Raw genomic sequence first — 18,586 nt, forward strand, 5'->3', positions numbered from 1 at the left:
TCAAGGGGCGTTCAGCGATGATCGACGAACCCGTCGGCGAAGGTCAGGCGCTGCCGCGTCACTTCCGCGCCAACCACCCCGCGAGCCCCTGCCAGAGCGGCGCGTAGCCCGCCCACTCCATGAACTGCGGCGGCGCCCAGTGCGGCGACATGTCGGAGGTGAACACGCCCGCACGGCCCGCGCCGGCGGTGCCGAGTGCGACGAGCGGGTCGTCGCCGATCGTTGCCGGCACGATCGAGCCCGGCTTGGCGACGGTCCGGTTGTAGCCGAGCAGCGCCGGCCAGTCCGACCCGACTCCGCCGAGCGCGGCGTGCGCGGCATCCACGACCGCGGGCACGACGCCCTCCGGGTGCTCCTCGCGGTCGTCGTGCCGCAGCACCTCGACCGGCAGCAGAGCTGCCAGCGGGCTGTCGGCGTAGCGCGCCTTGGCGTCGATGCCCGCGAACGAGAGGTAGCCACCCACCATGAGCAGGCCGGCACCGGCGAGCACGTGGTCGCGGATGATCTCGAGCCGGTTCGGCTCCGCCTGGCTGCGGTTGAACACGGAGCGGGTCAGCAGGAAGCTGTTCGCCCCGACATCGCTGATGATCACGAGGTCGTACTGCCGGATCCACGCGGGGTCCGTGGGGAAGGCGGACTCGATGGTGTGCGCCGGGAGGTAGTCGACCTCCCAGCCGCCGGAGCGGAGGGCGCCCGCGAACTGGTGGCCGCCCTCGACGTACTCGGTCGTGGTGAAGGAGTCGAAACCCTTCTGATGGATCATGTGGGTGGTCCAGGACTCACCGAGGAGGAGTGCTTTGGTCATGGTTCGCCTTTCAGCCGATCGTGCCGGTGGGGTGGACTTCGAGGAACTTCCAGTCGTGCTCCGGGACGATGATGTCCGCCTCCCTGTGCAGCCGCTCGTAGCCGGCCATCAGGTCGGGGAGGTCCCAGTAGGAGCCCATCGGCCAATTCAGCTCGAGGTTCCGGTAGTTGTACATCACGTCGCTGGTCAGGCAGACGGTGCCCGCATCGGTCGACACCATGACGACCATGCAGCCGGGGGTGTGCCCGCCGATCTTCACGAGCCGCACCGCGGGGTCGAGCTGGTGGTCGCCGTCGATGACCTCCAGGCGGTCGCGGACGGCCTCGATCTTGTAGGCGTACTCCGGGTAGTAGAACATGCAGAAGGTCGGCGGCTCCTCGGCCTGCGGCAGCTCGTCCTTCTGCACGATGAACCGCGCGTTCGGGAACAGCTCGTTGTTGCCGACATGGTCGAAGTGCAGGTGCGTGAGCACGACGACGTCCACGTCCTCCGGCGCGACGCCGTGGGCGGCGAGACCGGCGACCAGGTCCTGATCGTGGCTGCGGGAGGCGACGAAGTCCACCCCGTAGCGGCTCTGCATCTCCGACACCTCGTCGATGTCGCCGAGGCCGGTGTCGATGAGGATGGTCTGCTCTGCGCCCTGGATGAGCCAGACGGGGACAGGCACCATCACCCCGGAGTGCACGGAGCCGTCGCGGCGGACGATGTCGTCGCGCCAGCCGAACGGCCTGCGCTCCTCCTCCGGCAGTTCGGGGTGCGCACCCGAGTTCAGCAGTGAGACGGCGAGGGAGCTTTCCAGCTCGCCGGTGACGATGTGGTGGATCTTGACGCTCATGGTGGCTTTCTCTGGTGTCTCTCTCAGTCGTTCAGCAGGGGCAGCGATCGCAGCACGGTCCGCAGGACCATGGCCTCGCGGGGGACGAATTCGGCCACCGTGAGGCCGACGAGGTTCGCCGCCTCTGCGACCGCGGCGACGGTCGCCACGGCGGTTGCCGCGGTGATGCCGTTCTTCTCCCACGCCATGCCGAAGGCGATCTCGTCGCTGTCGATGACATCCAGGTCGAAGTGCAGCGCGACATTGCGGTGGCCGGTGGAGCGCACCCACTCGACGACGGCGGCCACGAACTCCTCCTGAGGGGCCGGCGCCAGGATCTTCAGGCCCCAGCCCTCGATGTGCGAGGGGTCCTGGTCGTCCCAGCCGCGGGCCCCCGCCAGCAGCACGTCCGCCGGCGTGACCCGGCCGGGGAGGCTGTCCAGGACGGTCTGGTCGCCTTTGCCGATCAGGTGGGTGACCACCATGGTGTTCAGCCCGTGATTGGGGCCGCCGGGGAGGTTGCAGTCGGCGTGGCCGTCCAGCCAGATGACGGCGAGGTCGTCCGGATAGCGGTCGGCCAGGTACGAGAACGGCGCCATGCTCACCGAGCAGCTGCCCCCGAGCGTGACGACACGGTCGGCGTCGTGGGAGCGCATCAGCTCCAGGGCGGCGGCGTTCTGGCCGAGCACGACGTCCTTGGCGACGATCCCGTCGCGGTCGATCGGCTCTGGATCGTACGTCCCGACGGGGACCGTCTCGACCGGGCCGGAGCCTGCAGGCGCCAGCAGGGCGGTGATCCTGCCGCCGATCCCGTAGGCGAGGCGGCCCTCCTCGTCGCTGAGGCCGGGGGTGAGACCGTCGACGGCGCGGGGCTCTCCACCCTGCCACTGCGGCCAGTTCAGTCGGAGGGTGGTGCTCATTCCGTGCTCCCTGCTGTCGAAAGCGCCGGCGCTTCCTCGTGGTTGTGGATGGTGTTGATCGGTGCGGCGGCGACCGCTTCGTACTCGGCGGCGCGGTCGAAGTTGCGCGTCAGGATCAGGTAGAGACCGCCGGAGACGACCAGCCCGACGAGGAAGGAGAAGTCCGCTCCGCCCATCGCCGCGGCGGCGGGACCGACCCAGACGGTGGTGCTGAAGAACGGGATCATGACGACGAACCCGACCGCGTAGCTGATCATCCCTGCCTTGCCCCAGCGTCCGTAGATGCCGCCGTCCTGCTTGAGGATGTCGGAGATGGAGAGGATGCCGCGGCGGACGATGTAGTAGTCGGTGAGGTTGACCGCGGTCCACGGGATCAGGAAGTAGACGAGGATCGCGAGGAACACCGAGAAGGAGCCGAGGGCGCTGTTGGGGACGAACAGGCTGGCACCGATCACCAGCAGGCCGATGACCGTGATCGCGGTGGCGCGCACCCGGAAGGTCGAGGTGAACCGCCGGAAGCCTTCGATGGCGGTCAGGAACGCGACGGAGCCGCTGTAGAAGGCCACGGCCACAGCGTTCAGGCAGGTGATGAGCGAGACGATCATCACGACCACGGCCAGCCCGGGCAGCATCGCGTCGGAGAGCTTGGCGAACCCGCCGACCGTGTCGGCCTTCGGGTACGCGATGGCCAGGATCGCGCCGAGGATCTCGATCCAGACGGCGCTGACCAGGGTGCCGCCGAACACGGACGCCGAGACCTTCGCGCCCGAGATGTTGACGGGGAGGTAGCGGGTGTAGTCGGAGACGACGGGCGCAACGGCGACCTGGAAGGTCGCGGCCGCGGCGAACTGCATCAGGAACGGAGCGAGGATGAACGTGCTGTTCGCCATCATCTCGCCGACCGGGAGCAACGTGACGGCGCCGACGGTGAGGACGACGAGGGTCGCGACCATGATCCACGACACGGTCTTCTCGGCGAACATGACCAGGCGGTACCCGATCGTGGCGACGACGAGCGCCACCAGTCCGACCAGCACCTGGAGCAGCCCCGACGGCACCTCCTTGACCACGATGCCCAACGAGCTGGCGCCGGTCTGCACGTAGAAGATGGCGAAGCCGAACTGGACGATCGTGGCAGCGACGAGCGGGAGGACGGCGCCGCGCGAGCCGAACTGCGCGCGCGACTGGATCATCTGGGGAAGTCCCATCCGCGGGCCCTGGGCGCCGTGGAAGGCCTGGAACAGGGTGCCGAAGACGCTGCCGACGACGATCGCGACGATCGTCCAGGGGAGGCTGAGGCCCGAGAGCGGCCCGAGGGCGCCGGTCGCCGCCGTCAGGAACGACGCGTTGATCATGAACCAGAGCTGGGTCTGCGACAGGAGGTTGCCGTTGCGCTCGGTGAGCGGGACGTAGTCGAAGGAACGCCCTTCGAGGAGCGGGGAGTTCTGCTTGGGTTCCAAGATTGTGACCTTTCGGGAAGGCCCGTCGCCTTTGACGTTGCGATCGGGAACGTGCTGCGCACATCATCGTTGTGCGACATTGCGCAACGATACACACAAACGGTGCGCAACGCCAAGTCCCCCCCGGCAGAACCTCCTCTAGGTCAGCGCGGCGGTCGACTCCCGCACGACCAGTGTCACCGGGACGACGACCGGACCCCCCTCCGCGCGCCCGGCGGCGAGTGCGGAAAGCAAGGACGACGTCGCGGCCTCCGCCAGCTTGGCGAGCGGAGTGTGGACGGTGGTCAGCCGCGGCGTGACGTGCGAGGCGGCCGGGATGTCGTCGAAACCGACGACCGAGAGCTCTCCCGGCACGGAGAGCTGGATCTGCGAGGCGGCGTTGAGGACGCCGACGGCGATCTCGTCGGCGGCCACGAACACCGCGGTCGGGCGCTCGCCCTCGAACGAGAGCAGCTGCGTGAGCGCGGCGAAACCGAAGTCCTCGCTGCACTCCCCCTCGAGGTCGAACTGGTGGGCGATCTCGATGCCTGCCGCGCGCAGCCCGTCCTCGTAACCGCGGCGGCGGGCGGCCACGGGCGCCAGATCGCGCGGGCCGCTGATGAACGCGATCTCGCTGTGCCCGAGCCGGGTCAGGTAGGTGATCACCTGGCGGGCGCCGGAGTAGTTGTCGAGATCGACACCGGCCGAGGCCCGCGCCTGCGGCTCCTCCTCCACGGTGATCAGCGGAACGCCCCTCAGCTCGAGGAGGTCCCGAAGCTCGGACGTCTGCGCCCCGCCGATCGAGATGGCCCCGATGACGCCGGCGCCGAGCAGGGCGCGCACCCCGGCGAGCGGGTCGATCGCGTTGGCGACGATGGACAGCGTCACGGGCGAGTACCCGGCGGCCTCCAAGCCGCGCGCGCTGTGCTCGGCGAAGGCCGCGTAGTAGGCGTTGCCGAGATCGGAGACGACGATGATGACCAGCCGGGGCTCGTGCCGCTCGCCGACCCCGAGTGGGTCGCGCGCGACCATGTGCCGGTACCCGAGCCGGTCGATCGCCTCACGGATCCGCGACTCGGTCTCCGGCGCGACGCGCAGATTGCCCGCGAGGAAACGCGACACCGTCGACGTCGCGACGTTGGCCTCCGCCGCGACGGCCCCCATACTCGGCTGCTTCACGAAAACGCCCTCCCTGCTTCGAGCAATGTCTACGCAACAGTGTACGCAACAAAGTGTGCGGGCGGCGTCAGGCCTCCGGAGACGCGGAGCCCATCCTCACGACGATCTTCCCGCCGGAGCGACGCCGGGACTCGAGGAGCCGGTAGGCGTCCACGACGTGATCGAGGTCGAAGACGCGATCGACGACCGGTCGCAGGTCACCGTCGGCCACCCCGTCCGCCAAGAAGGAGGCCATCCGTGCGACGACCTCCGGGTCGCCGAGCTGGTCGAAACCGCGGTATCCGACGACCCGCACCCGACCGTCCTCCGGAGCCGGAGTCGGACGCGGATCGAGGAAGCCGGCCTCCACCAGCAGGCCACCCGTGCGGGCGGCCGCGAGGAGCTCCGGTTGGCCCGGGCCGCGGACCAGGTCGAGCACGACGTCCGCTCCTGTCTCGGCGGTGTGCGAGCGTACCGCCGCGGGGATGTCGTCCCTGCCCGCCACCACGACCGCAGCGGCGCCGGCGGCGCGCAGTGCGTCGGCCTTCGCGGGATCGCGGGTGATCGCGATCGGGCGCGCCCCCAGCCGCGCGGCGACCTGGACAGCCGCCCTGCCGACACTGCCCGATGCGCCGGTCACCAGCACCGAATCGCCCTCCCGCAGGTCGGCGACCGCCGCGAGGGTCCCGAACGCGGTCGAGAAGCCGACCCAGACCGCCGCGGCCTCGGCCACCTCCAGACCGGCGGGTCGCCGGACGAGCGAACCGCTCGGCAGGTTCGTGTACTCGGCTGCGACGCCGCGGACGTCGGAGTCGGGCACGGAGGTCACGAGGACCGGATCCCCGACCGACAGCGTGCCGACGCCCGGCCCGAGGGCGTCGACGATACCGGTCGCCTCGACACCGGTCCGCGCGTGCGGCAGCCGCACCGGCACCGGCAGCGCTCCCGTTCGCAGCATCGAGTCGAGCGGGTTGAGGGCGAAGGCCTCGATCCGCACGCGGACCTCTCCTGCCGACGGCGCGAGCGGTTCCTCCTCGACCACGTGCAGCACTTCCGGGCCTCCGAGCTCGTCGAACACCACCACTTTGGACACTGCGACCTCCTGTCGAACCCGACCCCGGTGATCGTGGTTCGCCCTTCACGTTACGGAGCACCTCGTTACCGCGAGGTACCGTGGCCTGGTGCAGAATTCGGCTTCGTCGTTCCTCGCGGACTGCCCGGCCCGTCTGGCCGTCGAGATCCTCGCGGACAAGTGGTCAGCGCTCGTCCTCTTCGCCCTCGGGTCCCGGCCGCTTCGGCACGGTGAGCTCGTCGACCGCATCGGCGGCGTCTCCCGCAAGGTGCTCACCGAGACGCTCCGCAGACTCCAGGGGTACGGACTGCTCGATCGCATCGAGGGGCCATCGCGACGGATCGACTACCGGCTCACCGACCTCGGCCGGACGCTCGTCGCCCCGATCGAGACGCTCAACGCCTGGGCGCACGAGAACGCCGCGGCGATCGAGTCGTTCGTCTCGGGAGCCGACGACGCCGATGAGGAAGCCGCGCAACCCGCCGAGGGGCACGCAGTGGCCCCGAAAACCGCCGGATAGGGGCGCTTACCCACCCTTCGCGGTCGTGCCGCGGAACGGCGTGAGCCTGCGCGCCGCCGCCCGCATCACGTACGCGATCGCGGCGGAGCGCACCGGGTCGGCGTCGAAGTCGACGGAGTCAAGGTCGGATCCCGCGCACGGCTCGCCGTTGCCGAGGACGTGGACGGGCAGCTTTCCGCCGGCCGCGACCGGCCGATCCTGCCCGCAATATGCGCACGACATGAGGATGAAAGGCGCCGTCATCCCCCGAATCTAGGAGCCGGGGGTTTCGGTGCGATTTCGGGCCGGCGACGAGTTGACGACGATCCGGCGCCGGCACCGGGTCAGGCCGTCGGCCCCTGCCATCCCGTCGCCGCGGCGGCATACCCGAGGATCAGGTCTTGGCAGCGCTCGACCGGCGTCGAGCGGTTGCCGCTGATGATGTGGAGGCCGTAGGAGTCCTCCAGCGCGACCAGGTTCTGCGCGATATCGAGAGCCGGAGCGGTGAGGGTGAAGTGACCCTGCGCTGCTCCCAACTGCAGCACGGAGAAGTACAGGGCGACCTGACGGTCGAACAGCGCCTGCGTCAGCAGCGAGTGGGCCGGATCCTCGCGCGCGCGGGAGTAGAGATCGATCTCGTACATCGCGACGACGACAGCGTCGTCGGCGTTCTCGGGGAGACCCGACCGGACCATCCGCACGAGCTGATCGCGGGCGTCCGACTCCTCGGTGACGGCGGCCATCCGCTTGGCGAAGAACCGCTCGCACGCCCAGGTGTGCACGTCGTAGATGAGCCGGTCGATGTCGGTGAAGTGGTAGTGCACCGTGCCGGTGGAGACGCCGGCGCGGCGCGCGACGTCTTGGATGCGCATGTTGATGATGCCGCGATCGCGGATGACCTCCATCGCCGCGTCGACAAGCTGCGACTGCCGTTCGGTGGGTGCCGCCTTCGCCATGAGCACACTCTACTCGACGCACGCTCGGACAACTTGTTCTGACTGGCGAGTCAGTTCGGGCGGACTGAACCTTTAATTGCTTGACTCTTGGTATCGATGCTGATTGACTCACCAGTCAAATCGGTTGGGTTCACCGACGAGCCCATCCCTCCGCAGAAGGAGGCAAGGAATGAGTGACGAGTTCACCGCAGACCTCGGCGCCGCCGCGCAGGTCGCCGGCGCCAAGTCGCGGCCCGTCGACGGCGAGGCCGTCAAATACGCCCAGGATCTTTCCCGTTCGCTGACGTTCCGCGAGAACGTCCTCATCACGCTCTCGGCGGTGACGCCCGCCTCGAGCGTGTTCATCATCATGCCGTCGGTCATCAACGGCATCGGCGGCGCGTCCGCCATCGCCTTCGGCGTCGCCGCGATCGTCGGCGTGCTCGTCGCGTTCTGCTACGCCGAGCTGTCGAGCGCGTTCCCGATCACCGGAGGCGAGTACGCCTTCGTCGCCCGGGTGCTCGGCAAACCGGCGGGATTCGCGCTGTTCGGGCTGACGCTCGTCGGCGGCATCCTGATCCTTGGCGTGATCGCCTCCGGAGCCGGGACCTACCTCGGCGTGCTGTCCAGCTCTCTCAACGCGAGCTGGGTGGGGATCGTCGTGATCGTCGCCACCGCGATCATCGCCTGCTTCGGGATCAAGGCGAACGCCTGGGTGACGGGCGCCTTCCTGCTCATCGAGGTCGCCGCGCTCGTCGTGCTGGCCCTGCTGGGATTCGTCAACGTCACCCAGCCGGTGTCGGTGCTCTGGGAGGCGACCACCTCCGGCCCCGGCGGTGTGCTCGTCGGCGCGTCGGCGGGACTCGTCGTCTCGTTCACCGCGACGGCCCTGTTCGCCTACAACGGCTACGGCACGGCCGTCTACTACGCCGAGGAGACCAAGCAGGCCCGCTCGACGATCGGGCGGGCGATTCTCTGGTCGCTCGCGATCACCGTCGCCGCCGAGTTCATCCCGCTCGTCGCCGTGCTCCTGGGAACGCCCAGCATGGAGAGGCTGGTCGGCGCCGCGGACCCGATGACGTACTTCATGGAGGCCCGCGGCGGCACCGTGCTGAACACGATCGTCAGCCTCGGCATCGCGGTCGCGATCATCAACGCGGTCCTGGCGATCATGCTGCAGATGGGCCGCCTGCTCTATTCGTCGGCGCGCGACCGCACCTGGCCAGACTGGCTGAACCGCCCGCTGGCCCACGTGCACCCGCGGTTCAAGACGCCCATCGCCGCGACCCTCGTCGTCGGCGCCATCGGAGCGCTCTGTCTGTGGCTCGTCCCCTTCGACGTCCTGCTGGTCATCACGGGAGGAAACCTGCTGGTCACCTACCTGTTGGTCGGCGTCGCGGCCTTCGTCGGCCGGATCAACCGCACGACCGCACGCGCCGACTACCGGATGCCGCTGTGGCCGGTCGTGCCGATCGTGATGGTGCTCGCCACGATCGTGATCATCTACGAGAACATCGTGGCGGACTGGGTGCCGGTCGCCGTCACCGGTGCGCTCTTCGCCATCGGCTTCCCGTACTACTTCCTCTACCTCCGCCCGCGGTCGCACGACCGTTGGACTCTGCCCAACCCCGCCGACGAGGAGCGTCCGTGAACGACTTCACCCGCACGAATCCGGCCGCACCCCGCGCCCGCGACCTCGGCGTCCCCTTCGACGGCGACCCCGGCCGGTGGAACGCCATCACCGACGTGCCCGGCGTGGAGGTCGGGTTCGCCACCATCGTGGAGGACGCCCCGGCCGTCGCCCGCACCGGAGTGACCGCCATCCTCCCCCGCGGGCGGAACGCGGCCGGTGTGCCGTGCGCGGCCGGCATCGCGGTGCTCAACGGCAACGGCGAGCTCACCGGGCGGTCCTGGATCGAGGAGGCCGGCCAGTTCCAGACCCCGATCGCGATCACGAACTCCCACGCGGTCGGAGCCGTGCACCGCGGTGTGGACGTGAGGCTCGCGCACAACGACCCGGTCACCGCGGCGCAGTGGATGCTGCCCGTGGTCGGCGAGACCTGGGACGGCTACCTGAACGAGATCAACGCCGACACCGTCCGCCCCGAGCACGCCATCGCCGCCCTCGACGCAGCGACCACCGGACCGATCGCCGAGGGCAACGTGGGCGGGGGCACCGGCATGAACTGCTACGGCTTCAAGGGCGGCACGGGAACCGCGTCGCGCGTCGTCCGCTCGGGAACGAACACGTGGACGGTCGGCGTGCTCCTCCAGGCGAACTTCGGGTCGCGGACCGAGCTCCGCGTCGCCGGGCGCCCGCTCGGCCCTCGGTCGCTGGCGCCCAACCCGATGGAGACGACCGACTGGTTCGAGCGCGACACCGGCACCGCAGCCCACGCGACGGCGGGCGCGGGCAGCGTCATCGTCGTCGTCGCCACCGACGCCCCGCTCCTGCCGGGGCAGTGCGAGGCGCTCGCGCGGCGGGTCCCGCTCGGACTCGCGCGCACCGGTACGACGGGCAGCCACTTCTCCGGTGACATCTTCCTCGCGTTCTCGACCGCGAATCGGGGAGGCCTCAGCTCGCGGATGACCGGCGGCGACATCGCCGTCGAGCGCCTCGAGCACGTCGCGTGGGGCAGTATCGACCCGTTCTTCGCCGCGGTCGTGGAGGCGACGGAAGAAGCGGTGCTCAACGCGCTCGTCGCCGCGCGCGACACCGTCGGCCGCGACGGGCACGCCAGCTACGCCCTCCCTCACGAGGAGATCAGGCAGGCATTCGCGAGCTCGTGAGGTCAGCCGTCCCGCTCAACCGGCGACCCGCGCGGTCGACGCCCGCACCACCAGACTCGTGGACAGATCCACGCGCGGCAGCTCGGCCGATGCGGGGTCGGTCGCCGCATCCGCCGAGAGGAGCAGCCGCACGGCCGCCTCGCCCATCTCGGTGATCGGCTGGCGCACCGTCGTGAGCGGGGGCGACCCCCAGCTCGCCTCGGGGACATCGTCGAAGCCGACCACGCTGAGGTCCTCCGGCACCTGGAGCCCTGCCGCCCTCGCCGCGTCGTAGACGCCCATGGCCATCAGGTCCGAGCAGGCGAACACCGCCGTCGGCCGGTCATCCGCGGCGAGCACGGGGGCGATGGCGGCCGCCGCGGTCGCGCGGTCCCAGTCGCCGTGCACGACCACGGGCGGCTGCGCGCCGTGAACGTCGAGGGCGGACCGGAAGCCGTCGATCCTGGCGCGACTGTAGAGGTGCGTCCGATCGCCGCCGACCACCGCGAAGCGCTGGTGCCCGAGGCCGAGGAGGTGTTCGGCCGCGGCGCGGCCGCCGTCCCAGTTGGTCACGCCGACCCGCATCGACGGCGCGCTCGGCTCGCTCATCGGGGTGACCAGCACGACCGGGATGCGGGCGGCCTCCAGGGCCGCGAAGTGCGCGGGAGCCGGGTCGACCAGGACCACGATCGCGCCGTGCGACGGTCGGCGCAGCAGCCGGGACACCCAGTTGCCGTCGTCGCGGGCGATCGTGATGACGACGTCGACGTTCGCCGCTGTCGCTGCGCTCTCGACGCCCGTGAGGACACCGTTGGCCCACGTTCCGTGCACGTGGTTGACGACCAGGTCGATCATCGCCGGGGCGTCGGACTCCGCGGCGGTGGCCCTGGTCGTGCGTGCGTAGCCGACCGTGCGCACGGCCTCCATCACGCGGTCGCGGGTCGCGGGCGAGACGTCGGTGCCGCCGCGGAGCACCTTCGACACGGTCGGGATGCTGGTCCCCGCCCTCTCGGCGACGTCGGAGAGGGTCGGCCGCTCGCGTCTGACACCCTCGCCACCCATGCCCGCAGCTTATCCGGGCCACTGTGGTTGCGCAAACTTTCGTAGCGTGCGCGGTCTTGCGCCCGCTGATAATTGCTGAAAACATGGCCGACAACCTCAGACCGGGAGCCGCGAAGTTGCGCAAATCACTGAGTCCGAGGATCCACCTCTCCAGGTGTTCGACGAAGAAAGCCGCCGGCACGGCCCGGCCGATGGAGGAGAAGACACGCATGACGAACGGATTGCTTTCGGGAACCGTCTCCCGTCGAGGACTGCTCGCCGGCACCGGCGGCTTGGCGGTCCTCGCCGCGCTGGCGGCGTGCAGTTCGCCGGGAGGCACGGCCTCCTCCACCGTGAAGTTCTGGAACATGCCCTGGGGAGGCACGGCGTTCTCACCGCTGGACAAGAAGATCGCCCTCGCCTACAAGCCCGCGGACGGCCTCCCGGCGGCCGGCTACCAGGCGGTCCAGTGGTCCAACTTCACGACCACGTTCGCGTCGGCGATCGCTTCCAACACCGGCCCGGCGGTCAGCAGCGGCAGCGGGACGCAGGCGTTCCAGTTCGCCGAGAAGAACTACATCGCGTACGCCGACTCGCTTCTCGATTCCTGGAAGGGCAACGGGATGCTGGACGACTTCCTGCCAGGGGTCCTCGACACGATGAAGACGAGCAAGGGCTACGTCGCACTCCCCTACAACCTCGACATGCGGGCGCTCTGGTACCGCAGATCCCTGCTCGAGAAGGCCGGCGTCGAGGCGCCGACCGACTGGCAGTCCTATCTCGACGTGAGCGCCGCGCTCAAGAAGATCGGCGTGTTCGGGTTCGGCATCGCGTCAGGGGCGCAGGGCAACGGCTTCCAGTCGCTGGTCGGCCTCCTCATCAACAACGGCGGTGGGCTGTTCAACGCCGACCAGAAGCCCGACTGCGTGACCCCGGCCAACATCGAGGCCCTGGAGTTCGTCGTCGAACTCGTCCGCAAGGGCTACATGGACCCCGGCAGCGTCAGCTACTCGACCACCAACGCGCAGACGCAGTGGAAGGCCGGCACGTTCGGCATGGGCTTCGAGGGACCCGGCCTGGCCCAGGTGCTCGGCGGTCCGCTCGTGCAGGACATGGCCGTGACCGACCCGCTCACCGGCGCGCGCGGCGGCAGGGGCGCGCTGTACTTCCCGAACAACATCATGATGTACAAGCACACCCCGAGCCAGAAGGGTTCGGAGGCGTTCCTGACCTATTACTACAAGAACATGGCCCCGCTCTGGACGCAGAACACCGGCATCGGCCTCCCTGTTCTGAAATCGATCGCGGAAACGAAGGAGTTCCGCTCCGACCCGAACGCCGTGGCGATGATCGAGAAGTGGCAGCCCATCTGCAAGACCTGGGCCGCACCGGGAGGCGACGCGCTGTTCGCCGACGTGACCTTGGTGGACAGCACGCCGGCGATGACGACCTGGGCGCAGAGCATCCTCTCGCTCAAGGCCACGCCCAAGGAGGCCCTGCAGACCCTGCAGAAGACCCTGACCTCCCAGCAGAAGTGACGATGATGGCCTCACCGACGACGCTGGACTCCGTACGCCGCGCGCGACGCGGCGTCGCAGTCGCGGGTCCGGGACGCCCCGGAGCCCGGCGGCCGGGACGCCCGACCTCGGCCGTCCTGACCCTCGTGCTGTTCGCGACGCCCGCGATCCTGCTGCTCCTGCTGCTCAACCTCTACCCTCTGCTCTACGCCGGCCAGCAGTCGCTGCGCAACGGCGACCTGGTCGACGCCGGGGCGTTCGTGGGCATGCAGAACTATGCGACCGTTCTGACGTCGCCGCAGTTCTGGCACGCCGCCTGGTTCACCGTCGTGTTCACCGTGGTCGGCGTCTTCGGAAGCTGGGCGATCGGTCTCGGGCTGGCTCTGCTGCTCCGCACCCGGGTGCCGGCGAGCGGCCTCCTGAAGGTGCTGCTGCTCCTGCCGTGGGTCGTGCCGATCGTGGTGTCGTCCACGGCCTGGAACTGGCTGGTCGCGACCCCGCAGAGCCCGCTCCCGGTGCTGGCCAAGGCGCTGGGCTTCGGCGATGTGCTCTTCCTCGCCGACCCGCTGCTCGCCCAGGTCACGGTCTGCCTCTTCAAGGTCTGGGTCAGCTTCCCGTTCATGATGATGATGATGTCCTCCGCGCTCGCGTCGGTCGACGCGAACGTCTACGAGGCGTCCCGGGTGGACGGCGCCTCCCGCTGGAACACCTTCCGGTTCATCACGCTCCCGATGATCGCCCGGCCGACCTACATCAGCTGGATCCTGATGACGATCTTCTGCGTGAACGACTTCCCGACGATCTTCCTGCTCACGGGAGGCGGTCCGGTCGACTCGACCCAGACACTCGTCGTCCTCGCCTACACGACGGTCTTCCAGAACTTCCAGACCGGGCCAGGGGTGGCCATCGCCTTCCTGATGACGATCGTGCTGGTCATCGTGAGCGTCACCCTCTACCGACAGATCCGAAAGGCGGCCATCGAATGACGGCTCTCGCCCAGCAGACCACGCCGACGGCGGCGCGGCGACCCCGCCAGGCGGACGACCGCGGCCGCTGGTGGCGCTTCTCGCTGCTCGCCGTGATCACGGCCATCGTGCTCGTCCCGCTTGCGGCCGTCGTGCTGCTCTCGCTGCAGCCGGCGCTCGGCAGCGCCCAGACCGGAGCGACGATCGAGAACTACCTCACCGTGATCGCCTCGACCGACCTCGGCGGCTGGGTGACGAACAGCCTGATCGTCACTCTCGCGACCGTCGTGGTCTCCGTGCTGATCGCCGCGCCGGCGGGCTACGTGCTGTCCCGGGGCCGCGGCAGGCTGGTCGCCGGGTTCTCGCTGACGCTGTTCGTGATCCAGTCGCTGCCGGTGATCACCGCGATCATCCCGCTGTTCATCCTGTTCGCCGGGCTCGGCCTGGTCGACTCGCTCGGCGGCATCGTGATCCTGTATGTCGGCGGGAGCATGTCCGTGGCCATCTGGATGATGGCGGCCTACTTCGACTCGATCCCGATCAGCCTCGAGGAGGCGGCCTGGATGGACGGCTGCTCGGTGTTCGGCAGCTTCTGGCGGGTCGTGCTGCGCAACTCGCTCCCCGGCGTGCTGTCGACCGCGATCTTCGCGTTCCTCCTGGCCTGGAACGACTATCTGGTCGCCGTCATCTTCCTGCGCTCCGACCAGAACTACACGCTCCCGATCGGGCTGCAGACGTTCTTCCAGCAGAACCAGACCGACTGGGGCCCGGTGATGAGCGTCGCCGTCGTCATGATGATCCCGCCGATCGTCGTGTTCGCCGTGCTCAACCGCTACTTCAGCGTCGGCGGCATCGGAGGCTCGCTGGCGGGGCGGTGAGCGCGCGAGTGATCAGGGCCCGGCTGCCGGCACCGATGACGTCGGCCGGCAGCCGGGCGGTCTCTCAGGCTCGCGGGATCCAGACGCGCATCAGGCTGGGCCCGCGGTTCGCCCACGCGAAGTAGGGGTGGAGCTGCGCCTCGAACCGGGTGGCGGAGGTGTGCTGGGGCGCGTCCGGCAGCGTCCCCTCCGTCGCGTACGGCCACGCAGCGCCGGCGTCGCCCGGCGCGCCACCGGTGACCAGCGTCGCGATCGCACCATCGGCCGTCGGCCGCAGCGGTGTCGCGGTGTCGATGCGGAGCTCTGCGAAGTCGGCCTCTCGAGGCAGGTCCACCGATTCGAGGCAGAGCACGAACGGTCCGCGTTCGACCGCGACAGTCCCGCGCACGGCATCGATGCGAGGCGACGGGCGGAGCAGCCGCGGGCGCACGTCGAGACTCAGCGCGACCACGTCCCCGGCGGCGAACTCCCGATCGACCGTCAGATACGCGCCATCGACACGCACGTCCTCCCCGTTGACCGAGGCGGTCGCCGAGCCGCGCGCCCACTCCGGGACGCGCAGCTGGAGACGGAAGCGTCCGGCCTCCCGCACGGTGAGCTCGATCGCGCCATCGAACGGGTAAGCCGTGCGCACGCTGAAGGCGACGGGAGCGCCCTCGGTGGTGCGTGTGTCGACGTCGAGGTCGGCGTACTGGTGCAGCTGCACGGAGTCGTCTCCCACGGTCACGAAATACCCGGCCAGGCTCGCCAGCGTGCGCGCGACGTTGGTCGGGCAGCACGAGACCTCGAACCACGGTGCCCGCAGGCTCGCCTCGGCGCGCTCGCTCAGCTCGTCGTCGGCGGGCTCGCTGCCGCGCTCGCGCTGGTGCAGCGTGTTCGCGTAGTAGAAGGCCCGCCCGTCCTCCCGCGGCGAGACCGCGAACGCGTTGAACAGCGTCCGCTCGATCAGGTCGGCGTACCGCGCCTCGCCGGTCTGCAGCAGCAGCCGCCAGCCGAGCATCACGGAGGCGATGCTCGCACAGGTCTCGGAGTAGGCGCGGTCGGGCGGCAGCTCGAAGTCGGAGCCGAACTCCTCGTTCTGGTGGTGCGCCCCCATCCCGCCGGTGACGTAGGTGCGTCGGGCGACGGTGTTCGCCCACTGGGTCTTCACGGCCTCCAGCAGCTCGTCGTCCCCGGTCTCGACCGCGACGTCCGCCGCGCCGGCGGCGAGGTAGAGCGCCCGCACCGCGTGGCCGCGGAGCACCTCGGCGTCGCGCACCGGCAGGTCGTCGAGGAAGTACTCGGAGCCCTGGAAGAGCGTCGTCGCCAGCTGACGCCGGCCGCGTCGTTCCACGAAGCTGCGCGCGAGCTCCAGGTACCGCCGCTCCCCCGTCGCCCGCGAGAACTCGGCGAGTGCGACCTCGATCTCGGGGTGACCGCACACCGCATCGCGGCCCCCTGGACCGAACTCCGACCAGACGTGGTCTGCCAGGGCGCGGGCGACCTCCACGAGCCGGTCGTCGTGCCCGGTGCGCAGCCGTGCGGTGGCCGCCTGGAGGAGATGGCCGAACGAGTACAGCTCGTGTCCCCACTCCAGGTCGCTGTAGCGGGGGCGCTGGCCCGGCCGGCCGAAGCTCGTGTGCAGGTAGCCGTCGGGCTCCTGAGCCGCAGCGACGCGCTCGACGAGTGCGTCGTAGCGGGTCGCGAGCTCGCTCGAGTGCTCGCGTCCGAGCTCCCAGGCCATGGCTTCGAGCAGCTTGTAGACCTCCGAGTCGACGAACTCGATGCCGTGATGGTGCTGCGCGACCGTTCCGGCCGCCGCTGCGTCGAAGTTCGCGATCCAGCCGATCCGCTCCATCCAGCTCTGGCAGTGCGCGACGATCGTCTGCGCGTTGAGCTCCTGCCGCTCACCCCAGAAGCCGCCGCGGATGCGCACCTCGTCGAGCGGGAGCGGGCGCAGCAGCGAGGCGGAGGGCACGACGGGGCCACCGGTGGCCGTCGCCGCGATCGTCGGGCGCGCCGGATTCGTCGTGCTCGTCATGCGGGGATGTCCTCCTTCTCGATTCCGGCGGTCGCCGCCTGGGAGCGGTCGGCGGCATCGTGCTGCAACGCGAGGTAGACGCCGGCCGTCCAGGTGTAGGCGCGATCGCGCAGCCCCTCGCCGGTGACCGCGTCGAAGTTCTCGGCGAACCCGGAGGCCTCGCACGCGCGGCGGAAACCGTCGGCCACCCGGTCGGCGAGCGAGGCCCGGCCGGCGCGGCGCAGCCCATCCTCGATGAGCGCGGTGGAGGGCGCCCAGATGGGGCCGCGCCAGTAGCCGTCGCTCTCATAGAGCGGAGAGCCGACCGGTTCCGTGGCCGGACCCCACTCGGTGAGGTGCTCCTCGATGGCCGCCGCGAGCCGCTCCGCGATGTCGGGCGGCAGGTCGGCGCCCAGCACGATGGGCAGGCAGTTCAGGAGGCTCGAAGCGGAACAGGGCGTGCGCGCCTCCACCGCTCGCGCGATGAACGTGTCGCCGGTCCAGAGCTCGCCGAACAGTGCGCTCGCCAGCTCATCATGCGAACGCTCCCACTCCCGCGGCGACTCGCCGACGCGGTTCGCCAGCGACGCGAGCTCGTCGAGCTGCAGCAGCAGGAAGGCCGCGAGATCAGGGGACTCGATCACGCGTGACGCGTCGAACGTCGTCGAGTTGTCCCAGCCGCTGTCGTTGCCGTGCTGGTAATAGGGCAGCGCGTGACCGGGTGCGCGGCGGTGGTCGAGCCAGAATCGCGTCCAGGAGGCCAGCGCCCGATACACCGCCGCGAGTTCGCTCGCGGTGAGCGGACGCTCGGCGCGCGCCTCGATCCTCCGGAACGCCCAGCCGTGGATCGGCGGCTTGACGAAGTTGTAGAGGATCTCGGAGTGCGTGAGCGAGTCCGGCAGAGCCCCGGTTGCGTCCTGATGATCGAACGGCAGGAGGAACTGGTCGAGGGCCGCGTCGACGTCGGCGGGGGCGAGGGCGATGGCGTTGAAGCAGTGGTCCCAGCTCCACACCTTGTCCATCCAGTGCTTCGACATGAGGATCGCCTCGCGCCCGACGAAGCCGGCGGGCCGCACGGTCGCCGACCAGAGCACGTAGGCGGCCTTGACAGCGGCAGTGCCGCCGGTTGCGCCGCCGGCGCCCGCCGGGATCAGCGCCGCAGCGTACGCGGCGAACGCGTCGGCCGCGCCGCGTGCCACCTCGTCGAACGACGCGGCGGACCGGTACGCCGGGAGCGCCGTCTCGAATTCCTCGACCGCGACCTCCCACGGCTCGTCCGCCGCGAGCACGACCGCGCGCTCGGCCTCCCCCAGCACGCCGTCGCCGACGACCTCCACGTGCCCGCGCAGCACCGTGAACCGGTAGCGCCGCCCGGTCTCGTAGCTCGTGAGCACGACGCCGCCGTCGAGCGGATCGGTGAAGAGGAACGCTCCGGTGAAGGGCGTCAGTCGCACACCGGTCGCGAACCGCATCCCGAGGCCGTCGCCCGCGAACCGGATCGCCGATGGGCCGTCGAACGCGGCGCGCACGACTCCGGCATCGGCGGTCCAGGTCAGGACGGAGGGCGTCGCCTCGACGCGCGCGGCGACGACGACACCCGATCGCTCGGGGCTCAGGCGCAGGACGGGATGCATCCCGGTCTGGTGGGACACGAGGTGAAGGTCGTCGGCGCGCTCGTGCAGGCCGATCACGCGGGAGAGGTCGAACCAGGCCCCGCGATGCGAGAACGGGATCTCGTCGATGTCGAACGCGAACCCGGAGGGCATCGTCGTCAT

The 18,586-nt window shown here is 69.9% G+C and carries 17 protein-coding genes; 6 read left to right on the plus strand and 11 right to left on the minus strand.

What is annotated here, in order from left to right; translation table 11 throughout:
• Nucleotides 1-58: 58 nt before the first annotated feature.
• The 6 genes from JNB50_RS21455 to JNB50_RS21480 form a co-directional block, all read right to left on the minus strand.
• Nucleotides 59-805 carry a glutamine amidotransferase gene (locus JNB50_RS21455; RefSeq protein WP_208042170.1) on the minus strand — a complete coding sequence of 249 codons (747 nt, stop codon included), beginning with the start codon at nt 803-805 and terminating at the stop codon, nt 59-61.
• A 10-nt stretch (nt 806-815) separates the two neighbouring features.
• Nucleotides 816-1,640, minus strand: coding sequence for an N-acyl homoserine lactonase family protein (locus JNB50_RS21460; protein WP_208042171.1), 825 nt, complete (start codon nt 1,638-1,640; stop codon nt 816-818).
• Between the two features lie 23 nt (nt 1,641-1,663).
• The gene (locus tag JNB50_RS21465) at nt 1,664-2,539 is read right to left on the minus strand and encodes an arginase family protein (RefSeq protein ID WP_208042172.1); all 876 of its coding nucleotides are present in this window, start codon (nt 2,537-2,539) and stop codon (nt 1,664-1,666) included.
• Nucleotides 2,536-3,999, minus strand: coding sequence for a cytosine permease (locus JNB50_RS21470; RefSeq protein ID WP_208042173.1), 1,464 nt, complete (start codon nt 3,997-3,999; stop codon nt 2,536-2,538). The genes JNB50_RS21465 and JNB50_RS21470 overlap by 4 nt, the downstream gene beginning before the upstream one ends.
• A 138-nt stretch (nt 4,000-4,137) precedes the next feature.
• Nucleotides 4,138-5,157 carry a LacI family DNA-binding transcriptional regulator gene (locus tag JNB50_RS21475; protein ID WP_208042174.1) on the minus strand — a complete coding sequence of 340 codons (1,020 nt, stop codon included), beginning with the start codon at nt 5,155-5,157 and terminating at the stop codon, nt 4,138-4,140.
• 67 nt (nt 5,158-5,224) lie between these two features.
• A complete protein-coding gene (locus JNB50_RS21480; RefSeq protein WP_208042175.1) occupies nt 5,225-6,229 on the minus strand; it encodes a zinc-dependent alcohol dehydrogenase family protein in 1,005 nt (334 codons plus the stop codon).
• Nucleotides 6,230-6,317: 88 nt separating this feature from the next.
• Here JNB50_RS21480 and JNB50_RS21485 point away from each other — a divergent pair, with 88 nt between their 5' ends.
• Nucleotides 6,318-6,728, plus strand: a complete 411-nt coding sequence (locus JNB50_RS21485; RefSeq protein WP_208042176.1) for a helix-turn-helix domain-containing protein — start codon at nt 6,318-6,320, stop codon at nt 6,726-6,728.
• Between the two features lie 6 nt (nt 6,729-6,734).
• On the opposite strand, the gene JNB50_RS21490 is transcribed toward JNB50_RS21485, so the two are convergent.
• Nucleotides 6,735-6,971 carry a hypothetical protein gene (locus tag JNB50_RS21490; protein WP_208042177.1) on the minus strand — a complete coding sequence of 79 codons (237 nt, stop codon included), beginning with the start codon at nt 6,969-6,971 and terminating at the stop codon, nt 6,735-6,737.
• A gap of 80 nt (nt 6,972-7,051) precedes the next feature.
• The gene (locus tag JNB50_RS21495; RefSeq protein WP_208042178.1) at nt 7,052-7,663 is read right to left on the minus strand and encodes a TetR/AcrR family transcriptional regulator; all 612 of its coding nucleotides are present in this window, start codon (nt 7,661-7,663) and stop codon (nt 7,052-7,054) included.
• Between the two features lie 169 nt (nt 7,664-7,832).
• Here JNB50_RS21495 and JNB50_RS21500 point away from each other — a divergent pair, with 169 nt between their 5' ends.
• Both JNB50_RS21500 and JNB50_RS21505 read left to right on the plus strand, forming a co-directional pair.
• The gene (locus JNB50_RS21500; protein ID WP_208042179.1) at nt 7,833-9,293 is read left to right on the plus strand and encodes an APC family permease; all 1,461 of its coding nucleotides are present in this window, start codon (nt 7,833-7,835) and stop codon (nt 9,291-9,293) included.
• On the plus strand, nt 9,290-10,432 hold the full coding sequence (locus tag JNB50_RS21505; protein ID WP_208042180.1) for a P1 family peptidase: 1,143 nt from the start codon (nt 9,290-9,292) through the stop codon (nt 10,430-10,432). The genes JNB50_RS21500 and JNB50_RS21505 overlap by 4 nt, the downstream gene beginning before the upstream one ends.
• 15 nt (nt 10,433-10,447) lie before the next feature.
• Here JNB50_RS21505 and JNB50_RS21510 read toward each other — a convergent pair whose 3' ends face one another.
• Nucleotides 10,448-11,473 (minus strand): LacI family DNA-binding transcriptional regulator, encoded by a 1,026-nt coding sequence (locus JNB50_RS21510; protein WP_208042181.1) that lies wholly within the window; start codon nt 11,471-11,473, stop codon nt 10,448-10,450.
• Between the two features lie 209 nt (nt 11,474-11,682).
• On the opposite strand from JNB50_RS21510, the gene JNB50_RS21515 reads away from it, so the two are divergent.
• Genes JNB50_RS21515 through JNB50_RS21525 form a run of 3 tightly spaced genes read left to right on the plus strand, consistent with a single transcriptional unit; the run spans nt 11,683 to nt 14,812 of the window.
• Nucleotides 11,683-12,990 (plus strand): ABC transporter substrate-binding protein, encoded by a 1,308-nt coding sequence (locus tag JNB50_RS21515; protein WP_208042182.1) that lies wholly within the window; start codon nt 11,683-11,685, stop codon nt 12,988-12,990.
• Between the two features lie 5 nt (nt 12,991-12,995).
• Nucleotides 12,996-13,955, plus strand: a complete 960-nt coding sequence (locus tag JNB50_RS21520; protein ID WP_208042364.1) for a carbohydrate ABC transporter permease — start codon at nt 12,996-12,998, stop codon at nt 13,953-13,955.
• The gene (locus JNB50_RS21525) at nt 13,952-14,812 is read left to right on the plus strand and encodes a carbohydrate ABC transporter permease (RefSeq protein ID WP_208042183.1); all 861 of its coding nucleotides are present in this window, start codon (nt 13,952-13,954) and stop codon (nt 14,810-14,812) included. Before JNB50_RS21520 ends, JNB50_RS21525 begins: the two co-directional genes overlap by 4 nt.
• A 64-nt stretch (nt 14,813-14,876) precedes the next feature.
• Here the strand turns inward: JNB50_RS21525 and JNB50_RS21530 are convergent, their stop codons facing one another.
• Together JNB50_RS21530 and JNB50_RS21535 are read right to left on the minus strand one after the other, a co-directional pair.
• Nucleotides 14,877-16,832: a glycoside hydrolase family 127 protein gene (locus JNB50_RS21530; RefSeq protein WP_208042184.1), complete on the minus strand. Its 1,956-nt coding sequence runs from the start codon at nt 16,830-16,832 to the stop codon at nt 14,877-14,879.
• Nucleotides 16,829-18,586, minus strand: coding sequence for an amylo-alpha-1,6-glucosidase (locus tag JNB50_RS21535; RefSeq protein ID WP_243768796.1), 1,758 nt, complete (start codon nt 18,584-18,586; stop codon nt 16,829-16,831). Before JNB50_RS21535 ends, JNB50_RS21530 begins: the two co-directional genes overlap by 4 nt.

Source organism: Leifsonia sp. TF02-11 (genome assembly GCF_017565305.1).
In the GTDB taxonomy this organism is placed as follows: domain Bacteria; phylum Actinomycetota; class Actinomycetes; order Actinomycetales; family Microbacteriaceae; genus Leifsonia.

Bases quoted from the DNA above. Each gene is read 5' to 3' on its own strand.
- JNB50_RS21465 (WP_208042172.1), bottom strand. From the start codon at position 2,539: ATGAGCACCACCCTCCGACTGAACTGGCCGCAGTGGCAGGGTGGAGAG.
- JNB50_RS21520 (WP_208042364.1), top strand. From the start codon at position 12,996: ATGGCCTCACCGACGACGCTGGACTCCGTACGCCGCGCGCGACGCGGC.
- JNB50_RS21500 (WP_208042179.1), top strand. From the start codon at position 7,833: ATGAGTGACGAGTTCACCGCAGACCTCGGCGCCGCCGCGCAGGTCGCC.
- JNB50_RS21515 (WP_208042182.1), top strand. From the start codon at position 11,683: ATGACGAACGGATTGCTTTCGGGAACCGTCTCCCGTCGAGGACTGCTC.
- JNB50_RS21490 (WP_208042177.1), bottom strand. From the start codon at position 6,971: ATGACGGCGCCTTTCATCCTCATGTCGTGCGCATATTGCGGGCAGGAT.
- JNB50_RS21510 (WP_208042181.1), bottom strand. From the start codon at position 11,473: ATGGGTGGCGAGGGTGTCAGACGCGAGCGGCCGACCCTCTCCGACGTC.
- JNB50_RS21495 (WP_208042178.1), bottom strand. From the start codon at position 7,663: ATGGCGAAGGCGGCACCCACCGAACGGCAGTCGCAGCTTGTCGACGCG.
- JNB50_RS21530 (WP_208042184.1), bottom strand. From the start codon at position 16,832: ATGACGAGCACGACGAATCCGGCGCGCCCGACGATCGCGGCGACGGCC.
- JNB50_RS21455 (WP_208042170.1), bottom strand. From the start codon at position 805: ATGACCAAAGCACTCCTCCTCGGTGAGTCCTGGACCACCCACATGATC.
- JNB50_RS21525 (WP_208042183.1), top strand. From the start codon at position 13,952: ATGACGGCTCTCGCCCAGCAGACCACGCCGACGGCGGCGCGGCGACCC.
- JNB50_RS21535 (WP_243768796.1), bottom strand. From the start codon at position 18,586: ATGACGACGATGCCCTCCGGGTTCGCGTTCGACATCGACGAGATCCCG.
- JNB50_RS21460 (WP_208042171.1), bottom strand. From the start codon at position 1,640: ATGAGCGTCAAGATCCACCACATCGTCACCGGCGAGCTGGAAAGCTCC.